The sequence below is a fragment of the Phaeodactylibacter xiamenensis genome, assembly GCF_000759025.1.
GTDB lineage: Bacteria > Bacteroidota > Bacteroidia > Chitinophagales > Saprospiraceae > Phaeodactylibacter > Phaeodactylibacter xiamenensis.
In genome coordinates, this window is sequence record NZ_JPOS01000016.1 from 97387 (window position 1) to 113375 (window position 15989).

The following is a 15989-nucleotide window of genomic DNA, read 5'->3' on the forward strand; positions in this document are numbered from 1 at the left end:
CTTAGATTTTGGATGAATAATCGAAGGCGGTACCCAGGGGAGGCATGACGCCCGAGCGCAGTTCCTCAAAAAAAGCCGGGGCTTGCGCGAACGGTAGCACCTGTGTGATATGAGCATCGTAGCCCGGGTCTTTGAGCAATTCCATCACCACGGCTTTTCGGCGGCGGAAATCCCAGCGTGCCCGGTGGCCTGACGGAAGATTGGCTACCTGAGAACTGATGATTTGCTTGCGCCCGTAGTGGAAATCGCCGCCCAGCTGCACTTTTGCTTCCCGCTCGCCGTACCAGCTCAATTCAATAATTTTGCCCTCCTGCCCCACCGCGTCTATGGCCTGCTGCAGCCCTCCTCCGGTAGCGGAGGTGTGAAAAGCGAGGTCTGCCGGCTGTCCGTCCCATACTTCAAACCCCATATCCAGGTGCTGCGACCGGCGTTGTTCATCGGTTTCTGCCACCTGCACCTGCACGCCCGGCATACGGGATAGCGTCCGGGATAATAGCCCGCCGATCATCCCGAAGCCTACCACCAGTACCCGGTCGCCCAGGCTGACACCGCTGTCCCAGATGGCGTTCACCACCGTCTCCATATTGCTGGCAAGGGTTGCCCGCAGTGGGGGGACTTCCTTCGGTATAGGGAAAAGGGCTTCAGCAGGCGCACAGATTTCCGTTTGATGGGGCCAGAGGGTATGCACCATTTGCTTATGCAGCGGATGACCAGGAGCTTCCACTTTCCCTACCCAGGAATAGCCGTAGGTCAGTGGGAAGCTGAAGGTGCCGATCATACCGGGTACCCGCATATCGGTATGCAGGGAACGGGGCACCCCGCCGGTGGCAACGAGGCGTTCTGTGCCGGTGCTGACCAGGGAGTAATGGGCCTGTACGCGCAGCCCCTCATCAGTCTGCTCAGCGGGCTGAATGGCGGATTGGGTATCTGAAAGGTGCCATAGGGCATGAGGCATAGTTACTTGCTTTTTGGCGTGGCGGTGACTTCCGGCATTTCCGGAGCCGCCTGTTGTATGTTTTCGGGGATGCCCACAAACATCATGGTATCGCCCACCGGCTCAAAGGTGAAGCTACGAAAGGCAATAGCTTCGTCTACTTTGGCGATTGGCGCGAATTGCACGGCGCCCATACCGGAACCAAACAGCATAGGCGAAATATGCAGCTGCAGGATATCCACTGCGCCGTCTTTCAGGAAGCGGGAAGTGGTGGTGGGGCCTCCTTCCAGGTACACGGTCCGAATGCCGCGGCTATACAGCGCCTTTAGTACCCGAACGGAACACACCCTGCCCTCATCAGGCAAGTCTGGCAATTGTGTATAGTCTACCGGCGCATCCACGCGGGCATCCGCAGCACCGTATACAAAGATGGGCTGATCGCAGGCCTGCAGCAGGGAATCGTAATCCGCATCGGGCCGGCCCACTACCACACGGACGGGATGCTCGCCGGCGACATGCCGCACCGTCAGCCGGGGGCGGTCGCAGGCCAGGGTGCCACCACCAATCAGTACGGCATCACACAGCGCACGCATGCGGTGGGCGTGCACCAGGTTTTCGTCATTGCCAATCCATTTGGAGTGGCCGGATTCAGTGGCGATTTTACCGTCCAGCGACTGTGCAAAGTGGGCTACCGTACAGGCGCGCTGCATGTGGTCAGCCATTTGGGGCAAAAAGAGGTAGGGCAGGTAGGTCCGCAGGTATTGCAGGGTAGTCGCATCAAAGTCCCCGTTCTTGAGTATGCTAAACCGTAAAGCATCTGTTTTTTGGAGGTGGGCCTGACCGGGAAGAGGATCGTGTGTACCTGTGCCGAGCCCGATATAAACAACTTTGTCTCCGGAAAGCGGCTCATTAAGAGCGGCTTTGCCGGATGTGGAAAGGCAGGCAAAATGGACAGGCTGAGTGGTGCGTGACAGAGCCGTACGCAATGCTAAAGTCCCATTCCATAGCCCATCTGTCATTACTTATAGCTTAAAAAGATGCCCCATTTCGTCCTGCTTGGTCTTGAGGTAATCAAAATTTTCTTTTTGTGGCTTAATGATGAGCGGCACGCGGGCGATCACGTCGATTTCCGCATCGTCAAAAGCATTGATTTTTTCGGGGTTATTGGTCAGCAGGTTGATTTTGTCGATCCCCAGTTCCTGCAGCATTTCGATGGCGATGTTGTACTGCCGGGCGTCCACTTCCAGTCCCAGGTGGATATTGGCATCCACGGTATTCATGCCTTTGTCTTGCAGGTTATAGGCCTTCAGCTTGTTGATGATGCCGATGCCCCGACCTTCCTGCCGCAGGTACAGGACCACGCCCCCGTGCTCAGCGGCCAGGCGCAGAGCTTCCGCCAGTTGCTCCCCGCAATCGCAGCGTTTGGAGCCAAAAAGGTCACCGGTAATGCATTCAGAGTGCAGGCGCACCAGAATAGGGCCGGAGGGGTCAGCGTCTTTATGGATGAGCGCCAGGTGCGGCATCCAATCCTCATCACTTTCTGAAAAGGCGACCATATTGAACTCGCCCCAGGGCGTTGGGATCATGGCTTCTGCCTGCCGTTTCATTGCTGTTGCGTTTTTTTGCTGAATCTGCTTTACCATCCCCTTTGTATCATTAGCGCGGTGGCTGCCGGTTGTTAGAGCAGGCACCTGATCATTCTTTTATTTCTTTTCAAACCTTATTTCACGCGAAAAGTTTTGATGAGCGGAGAATGCAGGCTTCAGGCTTCTCCTCCTGGAAAAGGACGATGGCTCTGCTATCCACTTTCACCTTCTGTGACGAATATCATTTTACCTTTAAAAAACTAATCCTACCTTTGAAGTGTATTTGAGATAGTCACCATGAAGAACATTGCTCAATTTATGGCGTTTTATTTTCTGCTCGGCAGTTTCCTGCCCGGAGCGGACTTTAGCCAGTTGAGCAAACTCCCGGCAGCACTCCGACACTTTCAGTTGCATAAAGAACTGGCTGCCGATCAGGGCGACACAGTGTCATTCCACCACTTCATGGGTGCGCATTTCTGGAATCCTGACCATCACGACCATGGTGACGGAGGTCAAAGCCATAAAGATCTGCCGCTGAAGCATGTCCATTCTTTCGACCACCTGGTCCTGGAATTTCCTTACATCCTGGCACCTGCACCGGCAGAAACCACCCATTTCCTTACGGAGAAGCCGCTTAACTTTCTGCCACACCACCACCTCACAAACGTTTTCCGACCACCCATTCAGGCCTGATTAGTATTCTGCTTTACCGGCGGAGCGATCTCCGCTATTCTTTTTCAAGTCTGAATTGAACCACACATGATCAAAGCAATCATTGAGTTTTCCGTACGGAATAAACTCATCATTCTCCTGTTGGTAGCGGGGTTGATCAGCGCAGGTATTTACAGCCTGTCCCGTCTCCCCATTGATGCGGTACCTGACATCACCAACAATCAGGTGCAAATTGTAACCGTCTCCGGCTCTCTGGCTCCTCAGGAAGTCGAGCAGTTTATCACCTACCCTGTCGAAATCGCTGTAGCGAATATACCGGACGTTACCGAAATCCGCTCCATCTCCCGCTTCGGGCTATCAGTCGTTACCGTAGTATTCGAGCCCGGTGTACCTATATTACAGGCCCGGCAGTATGTCAAAGAACAACTAGGCATGGCCGAGCAGGAAATCCCGCCCGGACTGGGCACACCGGAGCTGATGCCGATTACCACCGGGCTGGGCGAAATCTACCAGTATGTCCTGCGCGTGAAGCCTGGCTATGAGGATCAGTACAGCCCTATGGAGCTGCGCACCATTCAGGACTGGATCGTTAAACGCCAAATGGCAGGCACCAAGGGCATTATCGAAATCAGCAGCTTCGGGGGCTACCTCAAGCAGTACGAGGTCGCCCTTGACCCCGTCACCCTGCAGGGCTACGACATTGCCATCAGCGAGGTCTTCGATGCCCTGGCCCGCAACAACCAAAACAGCGGTGGCAGCTACATCGAAAAAAACACCAATGCCTACTACATCCGTACCGAAGGTATGGTGCAGAGCTTTGAAGATATCGAGCAAATCGTGGTGGCTACCCGCAACGGCACGCCCGTGCTGATCCGCGATGTGGGCGAGGTGCAGCTCGGCAGCCCCAAGCGCTTCGGGGCGATGACGATGGATGGGAAAGGCGAAGCCGTTGGGGGCATTACCCTCATGTTCAAAGACGCCAACTCCTCGGAAGCTATCGCCAATGTACACGACCGGGTGGAACAGGTCCGGGAATCCCTGCCGGAAGGCATAGAGCTTTATCCCTATCTCGACCGCTCTGTACTCGTCGGCAAAACCATCAACACCGTCAAAAACAACCTGCTGGAAGGCGGGCTGATCGTAGTCTTCGTTCTGGTGCTCCTGCTGGGCAACCTGCGGGCGGGGCTTATCGTAGCTTCGGTTATCCCCCTTGCTATGCTTTTTGCCCTCATCCTGATGAGCTACTTCGGCCTGTCAGCCAACCTCATGAGCCTCGGTGCTATCGACTTTGGTATTGTGGTGGATGGGGCCGTGATTATTGTGGAAGGGGTGCTCCACGGCTTATTCACTTACCATATCGGCAAAAAGCTGACGCAGGCGCAGATGGACAATATTATCATCGACGAGTCTGCCAAGCTCTTCCGTGCAGCGGTATTTGGGGTATTTATTATCCTCACGGTGTTTATCCCGATCATGACGCTCACGGGTATTGAGGGAAAGATGTTCCGGCCTATGGCGATGACGTTCAGCTTTGCGGTGCTGGGTGCGCTTATCCTTTCGCTCACCTATGTACCGATGATGACCGCCTGGGTGATGCCGCGAAATATAAAAGCCCACAAAACTTTTGCAGACCGTATCGTTAACTTTTTACGCAAGCTCTACCGCCCCACACTTGAGGGTGCGCTACGCCTGCCACAACTGGTGCTGGGTGCCACACTTGTAGTCCTGATTGGCTCCATGCTCCTGTTCCGTACCCTGGGCGCTGAATTCCTCCCTACCCTGGAAGAAGGCGACCTGGCCATGCAGATGGCTATTCAGCCAGGCAGCTCCCTGCAGGAGAGCGTAAAAACCGCTGGCAAAGCCGAAAAAATCCTCCTCGACCATTTCCCGGAAGTGGAGCATGTTGTTTCCAAAATCGGTACAGCCGAAGTCCCCACCGACCCTATGGCTATCGAGGATGCCGACATCATGATCATCCTCAAACCGCAGGGAGAATGGGTCAGCGCTACGGACCGGGAGGGGCTGGTTGATGCTATGAAGGAAAAACTGGAAGTCATTGCCGGTGCTTCTTTTGAGTTTACCCAGCCCATTCAGTTGCGCTTCAATGAGCTGCTGACCGGTGCCAAGACGGATATCGCCGTGAAGATTTTCGGGGAGAATACCACCGTGCTCAAACAGCAGGCCGACCGGGCGGCGGACATCATCAAAGGGATTCCTGGTGCCGGCGACGTCAAAGTGGAACAAACCGAGGGCCTGCCCCAACTGATGGTCGAATTCAACCGGCCGAAGATTGCGGAGTACGGGTTAGATATTGAACAGCTCAACACCCTGGTGCGCACTGCTTTTGCCGGGGAGACGGCAGGGGTAGTCTTTGAGAATGAGCGAAAGTTCGATCTCGTGGTCCGTCTCGATCAGCCAAGCCGTCAGGAACTTGACCTGCAGCAGCTGTTCGTCCACCTGCCCGACGGTCGGTCACTGCCGATGAGCGAGGTCGCCAAAGTGCATTACACCGAGGGCCCCATGCAGATTTCCCGGGAAGGCACCCGCCGCCGCATCAACATCGGGGTGAATGTGCGCGACCGGGACGTGGCAAGCCTGGTGGCTGATATCGAATCGCAGCTCAAATCCGGGCTCGATTTGCCTGCCGGTTATTACATTAAGTACGGTGGGCAGTTTGAGAACCTGGAGGCGGCCAAAGCCCGGCTTGGAGTCGCCGTACCGGCAGCCCTGGCACTGATCTTTGTTTTGCTCTACTTCACCTTTGGCAAACTGAAATACGCGCTGATGATCTTCACGGCCGTGCCTACGGCTGCTGTTGGGGGTATCCTGGGGCTCTGGGCCAGGGGCATGCCGTTCAGTATTTCGGCGGGTGTTGGGTTTATCGCCCTGTTTGGCGTGGCGGTGCTGAATGGTATCGTACTCATTAGCCACTTCAACCGGTTGCGGTACGAAGAAGGGTACACAGATATCCGGAAGGTCGTCATTGATGGCGGGCTGGCACGGATGCGCCCCGTGGTCATGACCGCCACGGTGGCAGCGCTGGGCTTTTTGCCGATGGCGCTTTCCACCTCTAATGGCGCTGAAGTGCAAAAGCCACTGGCGACGGTCGTTATCGGCGGGCTGATCACGGCGACGCTGCTCACCCTGCTCGTCCTGCCGGTGCTTTACTACCTGGCGAATAAGAATCTGAAACCTTCTGTGCCCGGTGCGGCAGTCATCGCCTTACTCCTACTGGCAACACCAGCACTGGCTCAACAGCAGCTCACACTGGACTACGCCACACAGCAGGCGCTGGAGCTTAATCCGGACCTCCAAAACGGCACACTGAGCATCCAACAGGCGCAATTGGGCATTACCGCAGCCCGCGAGATCCCCCAAACGGAGTTCATGGCCGGCTTCGGGCAGTACAACACCACGATGGGGGATTATCAGGTTTCGATTACGCAGCCCTTGTCTCCATTCGGTTTGAATAAAAAGCAGGAGGCTGCTGCCCGCGCTCAGCTGGCGCTGTCTGGTAGCCAACAGGCGTTGCTGGAGCATCAGGTCAACTTTGGCATCAGGCAGGCACGGCAAAGCTGGCTGGCCGAACAGGCGCGTCTGCAATTGTACCAACGGCAGGAGAAGGTGTTTCAAAATCTGGCCGACCGGGCAGCCCTTCAGCTGCGGGCCGGTGCCATCGACCGCTTGTCGTACACCCTGGCTCAACAGCAACTCACGCAGGCCCAAAGCGCAAGCCGGCAAGCCCTTCAACAGGAGGAACAGGCTTTCCGCCGTTTCCAGCAACTGGCGTACAGTCCGGCCTCGGTCCGGCCTGTAGACTCCCTCGAGGTGCTCCCTGCAGGGATGGCAGACACTACGACCGCCCTACAGGCTTTCCTGCGCCCGCTGGAACAGGAAATGCAGACCGCTACTGCAAATGCAGAGGTGGAAGCCCAACGCCTGCAGCCACAGTTGTCCTTTGGGTATATGCAACAAAGCATCCGACCTGACATCCCACTGAATGCCGTTCAGATCGGGCTGCGGGCACCGGTTTTCCAAAAAAGTCAGCGCGCCCGCATCGCTCAGGCAGAGCTGGAGGCGACCAAAGCTGCTCAGCAACTGCAGGGGCAGCGGCAGCAGCTCGAACAGGAACGGCAGATGGCTCAGGTGCAATGGCAGCAACTGGCCCGGCAACTGGGAGAACAGGGCCCGGCACTACTGGCTCAGGCCCGGCAGCTGCGGCAGCTCGCCCAACTGCAACTGGAGCAGGGGGAAGTCAACTACTTTCAGTACGCTCAGAGCCTAAATGCTGCCCTGAGCAGCGAGCTCGAACGCATCAACCTCACGGCCCGCTACAATCAGGCAGTGCTGTACCTCGAATTTCTATCTCAGTAATCCAATTTAAAACAACCACCATGAAATACGTATTTTTCATCTTCATCCTTTCTGCGAGCCTGATGGCTTGCCAAAACGAAGCGGCCCCGGCAGATGCCACCGAAACGCCGGCTGATACTGAAATCGCAGATGGCCTCATCCACTTATCCGCCGCCCAACTGAAGGAGGCAGGTATTCAAACCGGACAGCCCGAGCAGCGGGAAATTCCGACTTACCTTTCCTGCTCCGGCACCATTGATGTGCCCCCGGCTTATCAGCAGGCGGTGCACAGCCCGGTGATGGGTTTTGTGCGCGACATCCGCCATCTGCCCGGTGAACAGATCCGGCGGGGCGAACGCCTGGCCAGCATTGACCACCCTGATCTGGTACGGCTTCAGCGGACTTTCCTGGAAACGGCTGCACAGCTGCCTTACCTTCAAAAAGACAGGGACCGTAAGGCCGAACTGGCTCAGTCGGATGCCGCTTCCCAGAGAGACTATGAACTGGCGATATCGGAACTGTCCATCATGCAGGCCCGGTACGAAGGCCTGAAAGCAGAGCTGGAACTCATCGGTATCGATGCTAAAAATGTGGAGGAAACGAAGAAGATTCAATCTGCAATCGGCATTTACGCCCCCGCCGGTGGGCAGCTCACACACGTGGAAGTCCGCTCCGGGCAGCTCGTACAGCCGGAGACCATGCTTTTCCAGGTCACTGATGACAGTCATCTCCACCTGGAACTGCAAGTCTATGCCAAAGACCTGCACCTCGTGAAAAAAGGACAGCCGGTGATCGCCAACCTGCCGGGCGAAGAGGCACCGATAACCGGTACAGTGCACCTGGTGAACCAAAGCATTGATATGGATCAGAAGACCGCTCGGGTGCATGTCCACCTGGATGAAGGCGCCTCCAAACTGGCGATCGGCAGCTTCCTGTTTGCCAAAATACAGACGGACAGCCGCATGGCGCTGACCGTGCCGGAAGAAGCGCTGATCCGATCCGGGGAGGAGGCTTTTGTCTTTCAGGAAACCGGGAATGGCTTTCAGCGAATACCGGTAAAGCCGGGCACCGCTGCCGATGGGTATGTGGAGATTAGCGGAACAAGTATCACCGACCGGACGCCGGTGGCGCTTAAGGGTGCGTATTATATTAATGGTACGGAGTAGAGGGAACGTGGGGAGGCACCTGTGAATTACGGGTGCCTTCTTTTATGTGGTATTACATGGTAAATTGATCCATCCGCAGATTTTCTTATTCCAAAAGCCTTTTTTCTGTCTTCGAAAAGGAACTATAGCTGGATACCTCCCTTGATGTGCTAAGCCTACTCTTCTTCACTTGCTAGCCTTGAAGTACTGGAAAGAGCTTGCTTCAATTCTTCTTGTAATTCTCCTACTATTTGCGCTATCATTCGGTTTGAAATATTGTCTTGTTCTGATTTATCGTAAATAGATAATAAATAAATATCGGTATCTTTTGGTTTTTGGACTAGCTTAGTCTCAACGTAAGTAATTATCCTCATGCCACCACTTTTGCCTTTGCCTTTACTTCTAACCGCGAGCCTTACCTTGTAAACATTTTCACTGATTTGGACTCCAATTCTTGGTTCCCCCTCTAGTTCTTCCGTAAAATCCAGAAGCTCCCGCCTCAAAGAGCGGTATTTTTTGATTAATTTTTTCGCTTCTCTTTCAAAGTTCGGGGTCAATATAACATTAACACTCATCTAAAAAATTTTGCATCGTGCGTCTTGGTAACTCACCGGATTGGATTTGCTGTACCTCATCGAAGGCTTTCCTTAAACGCTCTTTAAGCTTTTTATACTCAAAGAATTCGCTCAGCTCATTTTGAAAGTCTTCCCATTCTGCAAATGGGATCATTACCGCCTTCTTGTTGCCGCTTTCATCTACCACAAATTCAAGATTCATTTTTCCCATTTCTTAACTATTTGTACTCAATAATACAAAAAACCTCTGCTCATTTTAGTTCAATTCCCCATTGTTTTTATGGTCTGAGTCCGGACTAGTGGTCTGTCAAGTGTTAATTTATGGGTTGAGTGGGAGCGAATTTTGAGGCTAATCAACCTGTCCGTGTCTCGTCGCCTGTTGGCTTTGGCCACCGGAGACCGTACTTAGGTACTAAGGCAGGCGGGGGCGGATGTTCCCGCGCATAGCAGCGCTACGTAAGGGGTTATCCAACGAAGAGTAGCCTCATAAGTCGCCGCAGGCAACCCCTGGTTTTAGCCTTGACAGACCACTAGTGTGTGACTAAATCACAAAGTCAATATTCAGGTCTGTTAGGCCAGGAAACAGGCCGCCCCTTTCCCATCTTTTGCCGAAGTGTGTTATTTTTACCGCTAACTATCATAAACGACCTGACACCCATGACCGCAAAATCCAACCTTCCCAACCGCGCGGAGCGCAGAAAAGCGCAGCAGCGCAAACAACGCAACCTTATCCTTTTGATGGCTATTCTCGCACTCCCTGTAGTCGGGGGGCTAATCTATATGTCTATGCCAAAATCCACGCCAAAGGCTTCGGGGCCACAGTTTACCAAACAGGGCACGCTTACGTTTTATGCAGAGCAGGGCGATCAGGCGATCAGCACTATTGATATCGAAATCAAAGCCGATGATATGGGCCGGGCGGAAGGCATGATGTGGCGCAAGTCCATGGAAGACAATCAGGGCATGCTTTTCATTATGGAGCGGGCAGAGCCGCAGTCCTTTTGGATGCGCAATACTTATATCCCTTTGGATATCATCTTCATCAGTGAAGAGCAGCGCATCCTGAATATCCGCAAGAATGCACAGCCCCAGACGCTGAGCCCGCAGACCAGTCAGGGAGACGCCAAATATGTACTGGAGGTAATTGGAGGCCTGTCCGATAAGCTGGGGGTAAAGCCGGGCGACCGGGTTGAATTTGAGCGCCAATAAAAAATCCCCCCGACGCGGTCGTGCCGTGCCGGGGGGATTATAACAATTGTACTAGAAAACCCGCTGAGCGGGATCAATATTATCCATTCTCGAGGGCAGCCGCACCACCCACAATTTCGAGGATTTCGTTTGTAATGGCTTCCTGACGTGCTTTGTTGTAGGAAATCTTGAGGTCGCGCAGCAGTTCCTGAGCGTTCTCCGTTGCCTTGTCCATAGCCGTCATACGGGCACCGTGCTCAGAAGCGTGGGTGTCGAGGACGTACTTTTGGAATTGCGTCTGAAGGATGGTCGGAATAAGGTATTCCAGCAATGCTTCCTTACCGGGCTCGAAAATATAGTCAGCCAGCATGCCTTCCGTTTCTTCTTCGCCAGCTTCCGCCTCAATCTTAGGGACAGGAAGGAACTGCTCCACCTGTGTAATCTGAGTGGCGGCATTTTTGAACTTGCCGTAGGTCACGTCAACCGCATCAAAATCCCCCTCCTCAAAATACTGAATGAGCATCTTAGGCACTTCCGACACTTTGTCGAAGCTCAGATCATCAAAGAGATTGACATAGCCCGGGATGAAGTCCAGGTCCGGATAGCGCTTTTTAAAGTACTCCGCTCCTTTCTTGCCGATGCACAGCATGCTCAGGTTGCCGCTTTCGCGCACAGCTGCATACTTAGTCTCCACCAGATGAGCTGCTGCTTTGGAGATATTGGAGTTGAACGCACCGCAAAGACCACGGTTGGACGTTACCACGACGATGCAGGCTTTCTTTACCTCGCGCTCAACGCCAAGGCTGCTGCCGGCATCTCCTTCCAGATTGGAAAGGATGTTGCGCAGTACCTGATTCAGTTTATCAGCATAGGGGCGCATCTGCAGGATCGCATCCTGCGCACGGCGCAGCTTAGCCGCTGACACCATCTTCATCGCCTTGGTGATCTGCTGAGTATTCTGAACCGACTTAATACGGTCCCGTACCTCTTTTAAGTTAGCCATCTATAGCAATTTTGCCGGCAGCCACCAGGGGCTGCCGATCAAATAATCGATTGTCTTACTTCTTGTACTGTGCAGACAGTTCAGCTGCCAGTGCTTCTACCTTGTCTGTAGCGTCTTTGTCGAGTTTACCTGCTCGGAAAGTGTCAAGCACTTCAGGGTACTGCTTCTCCAGAGTGGTCAGGAAGAGCTCCTCGAACTCCTTCACCTTTTCTACCGGCACATTACGCAGTTTGCCTTTGGTACCCAGGTAAATGATCGCCACCTGTTTCTCAACCGATACCGGAGAGTACTGTGGCTGCTTCAGGATTTCCACGTTGCGCTTACCTTTCTCCAGCACGGCCGTTGTTGCAGCATCAAGGTCAGAACCGAACTTGGAGAACGCCTCCAGCTCGCGGTACTGTGCCTGATCGAGCTTCAGGGTACCGGATACTTTCTTCATGGACTTGATCTGAGCCGAACCACCCACACGGGATACGGAGATACCTACGTTAATCGCAGGGCGCACACCAGCGTTGAAGAGGTTGGACTCGAGGAAGATCTGACCGTCGGTAATGGAAATTACGTTGGTCGGGATATAGGCAGAAACGTCACCCGCCTGCGTCTCGATGATCGGCAGGGCCGTCAGTGAGCCACCACCTTTTACCAATGGCTCGCCTTTTTCGTCTTTGGCGTTGGCCAGGGTTTCCGGCAGGTCGTTCATATTGCGGGCAATCTCGTCGTTGCTGATGATCTTCGCTGCACGCTCCAGAAGACGGGAGTGCAGGTAGAATACGTCACCAGGGTAGGCCTCACGGCCCGGAGGACGGCGCAGCAGCAGGGATACCTCACGGTAAGCTACCGCCTGCTTGGACAGGTCATCATAAATGATCAGGGCAGGGCGGCCTGTATCACGGAAGTACTCGCCCACAGCAGCACCGGCAAATGGTGCATAGAACTGAAGCGGTGCAGGGTCAGCAGCTGAAGCAGAAACGATAACGGTGTAGTCCATCGCTCCGTTATCTTCCAGGGTCTTCGCTACGTTGGCAACAGTAGAGGCCTTCTGACCAGAAGCTACATAGATACAGAAAACCGGCTCGCCGCGCTCGTAGAACTCGCGCTGATTGATGATGGTGTCGATCGCAATCGCCGTCTTACCCGTCTGACGGTCACCGATGATCAGCTCCCGCTGTCCACGGCCGATTGGAATCATGGCATCGATAGACTTGATACCCGTCTGCAGCGGCTCATTTACCGGCTGACGGTAGATTACACCCGGTGCTTTACGCTCCAGTGGCATTTCGTAAGTCGTACCTTCAATAGCACCTTTACCGTCGATCGGCTCACCCAGGGCGTTCACTACGCGGCCAACGAAGCCTTCCCCTACTTTGATAGAAGCGATGCGGTTGGTACGCTGTACACGGCTGCCCTCACGGATGCCATCACTTGGGCCCATGAGTACCACACCTACGTTGTCTTCTTCCAGGTTCAGGACGATCGCCTGTGTGCCGTTATCAAATTCCACCAGTTCACCAGCCTGTGCTTTGGTCAAACCGTACACACGCGCAATACCGTCACCTACCTGAAGTACGGTACCGTACTCTTCAAGTTCGGTTGCGGAGCTGAAACCGGAGAGTTGTTGTTTGAGTATTGCTGAGATCTCATCAGGTTTTACATCAACCATGTCTGAAAAATTTTATCACTGCGCGGTGCAGCGGGTTTTCTAGTATTAAAGTCGTTAATTGGATACCTGCGAAATGTAGAGGTTATCCCTAAACTGACGCTTGAGCCCGTCCAGTTTGCTGGCTAAGCTGGCGTCATAAATTTTATCGTCGAATTCCAGTACGAAGCCGCCGATCAGGTCGGGGTCCACGACGGAAACGATTTCTACCTTCTCGTCTGTAGCTTTGCTTTCCAGCAGTTTGGCCTTGATCGCGTCCAGGGTTTTCTCATCCAGCTCGGTCGCCGTAGTGACTGTAACAGTGGAGATGTGCATGAGGCGCTTGTACTGTGCCAGGTATTCTGTCACGATTTCCGGCATATAGCTTTCACGCACTTTGGTGGTCAGCACGTCAAGGAAAGAAGAGGTCAGCTGGTCAAATTTCCCTTCGAAGAGGGTTTTGAAAATCTGCTTCTTCTTGTCGGTCCCCACTACCGGGCTTTTGAGCAGCAGGTACAGGTCGCGGTTGCCGAGCAATTCCTTGAAGGTTTCCATGTCCTTCGTGACGGCCTCGAGCTTATTCTGCTCCTGAGCCAGCTCGATGAGCGACTTTGCGTAGCGGGAAGCTATTCTTTGTACAGACATATCAGTTATAGTTTTCGATAAGAAATGCCGGGGCAGTGCTTACCGATGGCTTAGTTCATTTTGAGGTCATCGACAAGGGAGCTGACAAACTGCTCCTGACCTTTCTTGTCGTCCAGTTGGCGGCGCAGCAGCTTCTCAGCGATTTCGATAGACAGCACGCCTACCTGATTTTTCAGGTCCGTCATAGCAGCCAGGCGCTGATTTTCGATGTCCTGCTTTGCGTTGTTGACGATTTTACGGGCTTCGTCCTGTGCTTTTTCCTTTGCCTCTTTAACAATCGCCTCCTTGGTTTCCTTTGCTTCTTTCAGGATTTTGGCGCGCTCCTCCTGTGCCTCACGCAACAGTTCCTCATTCTTAGATTGCAGCGCTGCCATTTCTTCACGGGCATTGCGGGCCTCATCGAGGGCATCCTGAATGTCATTTTCCCGTTTTTTCAGGGCATTTTGGATAGGGCCAAAAGCCATGCGGCCGAGCAGGGCCCAAACCAGCAGGAAGATTAGAGTCGTCCAGAAAATCAGGCCTGGATCGGGCTTGATAACGGAGAAGTCAGCCAAAAACAATACGTTAGCCATTGTATCGAAAAAGTTTAGAAGGTAATTTTTGTTAATCCAGCCAGCTCACTCAAGCCAGGGGGCGCAGGCAGCCAACCGCTGCTGCAACCACCCTGTGCTTCAATTTTCGTGGCTCGGGGGCAAATTAGCCCAGCAGGCCTACAACGATCGCAAACAGTGCGGCACCTTCAACGAGTGCTGCTACGAGGATCATGTTGCTTCGGATATCACCGGCAGCCTCTGGCTGACGAGCGATAGCTTCCATTGCTTTGCTACCGATCAAACCGATACCGATACCTGCGCCGAGTGCTGCTAATCCAGCTCCAATTGGTCCCATTGTTATGAGATTTTATATGAGTGAGTAAAATAAAATGCTTAATGTGCATGTGCCTCGTCGTGGTGGTGCTCTTCTACGGCTGCCCCAATGTAGGAAGCAGACAGGATCGCAAACACAAAGGCTTGCAGCGCGGCCACCAACAGCTCTATCAGGTTCATGAAGGCAGTGAACAAACCACCTACCACTGCACCCGCTGCAGCTCCTCCGGTATTGGCGCCGTTGTCGCCAAAGAGGAAGATCAAACCGATAAGGCTCAGGATAATAATGTGCCCGGCCGAAATGTTCGCAAACAAACGAATCATCAGGGAGAAGGGGCGGATAAACAGGCCAAGAATTTCCACAGGCGTCAGGATGATTTTCACCCAGCCCGGAATACCCGGCATCCAGAATATGTGCTGCCAGTAGTCTTTCTTACCGTTCAGGTTCACCACAATGAAGGTAAACACCGCCAGTACCAGCGTCACGGCGATGTTGCCGGTAACGTTTGCACTGCCCGGGAAGAAAGGAACCAGGCCCAGCAGGTTGCAGAACAGGATGAAGAAAAACAGCGTCATCACGAAAGGCTGGAAGCGCTCGTAGTGCTTCTCGCCAATCATGGGCTTCGTGACTTCATCACGCATGAATACAAAGAACACCTCAAAGAACGACTGAATGCCCGATGGTGCCTTTCCTTCGTTCTTCTTGTACCCGCGGGCTACCGCATTGAAGATGAAGATCAACAGCAGAGCTGCCAGGAACATGGTAAAGACATTCTTGGTAATAGAGAAGTCGTAAAATGAAGTGATGCCGCCACCCATCATGCCACCGTCGAGGGTGCTGGGTGCGTCAAGCTTATAAGATTCATTTTCGTAACTGACGTAGTAAACGTCTTTTTCTTTTCCTGCTTCGTCCGTCTCGACCTTGTGATCGATGTGTCCAACGTGTACTTCGCCTTTAGGGAAGGAAGCATCGGCGACGCGGTTGATACGCCCGTGGTTGAGTACGTAGCCATCAACGGCGGTGTGGCCGTGCTCAAACATGGCAGAAGTACCGGTCGTCCAGCCATGGTCCGGTGCATAAAGGAAAACAGGAAGTGGGATGTGCACGCCTTTCCAGATATGGAACTCATTGGCATCGGCAATATGGTGCATGACCGTCGCTACCGGATCGTACCCTTCACCGTGCTCTTCGTTCTGATTGTGCTCTTCGTGCCCTTCGGCATGTTCGTGCCCGGCATGGTCGTCATGGCCGTGATCGTCGTGTTGCGCAAACGCAGGGCTCATAAAGCCGGTGAGGGCCAGGGCCAGCGTCAGTATGCAGAACTTCTTGATGTCCACTTTCACTATTCTTATGCTTTAGTAGGCTTTGCTTAATAGAGGTGCAAA

15 protein-coding genes are annotated in these 15989 nt (G+C 53.6%); 4 read left to right on the top strand and 11 right to left on the bottom strand.

Annotation, left to right across the window (positions count from 1 at the left end):
• Position 1: 1 nt before the first annotated feature.
• Genes IX84_RS06515 through ribA form a run of 3 tightly spaced genes read right to left on the bottom strand, consistent with a single transcriptional unit; the run spans position 2 to position 2541 of the window.
• Positions 2-955, bottom strand: a complete 954-nt coding sequence (locus tag IX84_RS06515; RefSeq protein WP_052515822.1) for a zinc-dependent alcohol dehydrogenase — start codon at positions 953-955, stop codon at positions 2-4.
• A gap of 2 nt (positions 956-957) precedes the next feature.
• Entirely contained in the window at positions 958-1953 is a 996-nt protein-coding gene (locus IX84_RS30755) for a RibD family protein (RefSeq protein ID WP_052515823.1), read from the bottom strand.
• 3 nt (positions 1954-1956) lie between these two features.
• Positions 1957-2541: a GTP cyclohydrolase II gene (gene ribA / locus IX84_RS06525; RefSeq protein WP_076650626.1), complete on the bottom strand. Its 585-nt coding sequence runs from the start codon at positions 2539-2541 to the stop codon at positions 1957-1959.
• A 276-nt stretch (positions 2542-2817) separates the two neighbouring features.
• Between ribA and IX84_RS06530 the strand changes: the two genes are divergently transcribed.
• The 3 genes from IX84_RS06530 to IX84_RS06540 all read left to right on the top strand — a co-directional run bounded on the left by IX84_RS06530 (position 2818) and on the right by IX84_RS06540 (position 8711).
• Positions 2818-3213 carry a hypothetical protein gene (locus tag IX84_RS06530; RefSeq protein ID WP_152604943.1) on the top strand — a complete coding sequence of 132 codons (396 nt, stop codon included), beginning with the start codon at positions 2818-2820 and terminating at the stop codon, positions 3211-3213.
• Positions 3214-3279: 66 nt separating this feature from the next.
• A complete protein-coding gene (locus IX84_RS06535; RefSeq protein WP_044217750.1) occupies positions 3280-7566 on the top strand; it encodes a CusA/CzcA family heavy metal efflux RND transporter in 4287 nt (1428 codons plus the stop codon).
• Positions 7567-7586: 20 nt separating this feature from the next.
• A complete protein-coding gene (locus IX84_RS06540; RefSeq protein WP_044217754.1) occupies positions 7587-8711 on the top strand; it encodes an efflux RND transporter periplasmic adaptor subunit in 1125 nt (374 codons plus the stop codon).
• Between the two features lie 155 nt (positions 8712-8866).
• Here IX84_RS06540 and IX84_RS06545 read toward each other — a convergent pair whose 3' ends face one another.
• Together IX84_RS06545 and IX84_RS06550 are read right to left on the bottom strand one after the other, a co-directional pair.
• A complete protein-coding gene (locus IX84_RS06545) occupies positions 8867-9265 on the bottom strand; it encodes a type II toxin-antitoxin system RelE/ParE family toxin (RefSeq protein ID WP_044217757.1) in 399 nt (132 codons plus the stop codon).
• Positions 9255-9476 carry a hypothetical protein gene (locus IX84_RS06550; protein WP_044217759.1) on the bottom strand — a complete coding sequence of 74 codons (222 nt, stop codon included), beginning with the start codon at positions 9474-9476 and terminating at the stop codon, positions 9255-9257. Before IX84_RS06550 ends, IX84_RS06545 begins: the two co-directional genes overlap by 11 nt.
• Positions 9477-9922: 446 nt before the next feature.
• On the opposite strand from IX84_RS06550, the gene IX84_RS06555 reads away from it, so the two are divergent.
• Positions 9923-10474, top strand: a complete 552-nt coding sequence (locus tag IX84_RS06555; RefSeq protein ID WP_052515825.1) for a DUF192 domain-containing protein — start codon at positions 9923-9925, stop codon at positions 10472-10474.
• A 79-nt stretch (positions 10475-10553) separates the two neighbouring features.
• Here IX84_RS06555 and atpG read toward each other — a convergent pair whose 3' ends face one another.
• From atpG to atpB, 6 genes are all read right to left on the bottom strand, one after another.
• Positions 10554-11456: an ATP synthase F1 subunit gamma gene (gene atpG / locus IX84_RS06560; RefSeq protein ID WP_044217762.1), complete on the bottom strand. Its 903-nt coding sequence runs from the start codon at positions 11454-11456 to the stop codon at positions 10554-10556.
• A gap of 55 nt (positions 11457-11511) precedes the next feature.
• On the bottom strand, positions 11512-13116 hold the full coding sequence (gene atpA / locus IX84_RS06565) for a F0F1 ATP synthase subunit alpha (RefSeq protein ID WP_044217764.1): 1605 nt from the start codon (positions 13114-13116) through the stop codon (positions 11512-11514).
• Positions 13117-13170: 54 nt separating this feature from the next.
• The gene (gene atpH, locus IX84_RS06570; RefSeq protein ID WP_044217767.1) at positions 13171-13737 is read right to left on the bottom strand and encodes an ATP synthase F1 subunit delta; all 567 of its coding nucleotides are present in this window, start codon (positions 13735-13737) and stop codon (positions 13171-13173) included.
• A 50-nt stretch (positions 13738-13787) separates the two neighbouring features.
• The gene (atpF, locus tag IX84_RS06575) at positions 13788-14309 is read right to left on the bottom strand and encodes a F0F1 ATP synthase subunit B (protein WP_044217770.1); all 522 of its coding nucleotides are present in this window, start codon (positions 14307-14309) and stop codon (positions 13788-13790) included.
• A gap of 124 nt (positions 14310-14433) precedes the next feature.
• Positions 14434-14625, bottom strand: a complete 192-nt coding sequence (gene atpE / locus IX84_RS06580) for an ATP synthase F0 subunit C (RefSeq protein WP_044217773.1) — start codon at positions 14623-14625, stop codon at positions 14434-14436.
• Between the two features lie 38 nt (positions 14626-14663).
• On the bottom strand, positions 14664-15947 hold the full coding sequence (atpB, locus tag IX84_RS06585) for a F0F1 ATP synthase subunit A (RefSeq protein WP_238578238.1): 1284 nt from the start codon (positions 15945-15947) through the stop codon (positions 14664-14666).
• Positions 15948-15989: the final 42 nt, after the last annotated feature.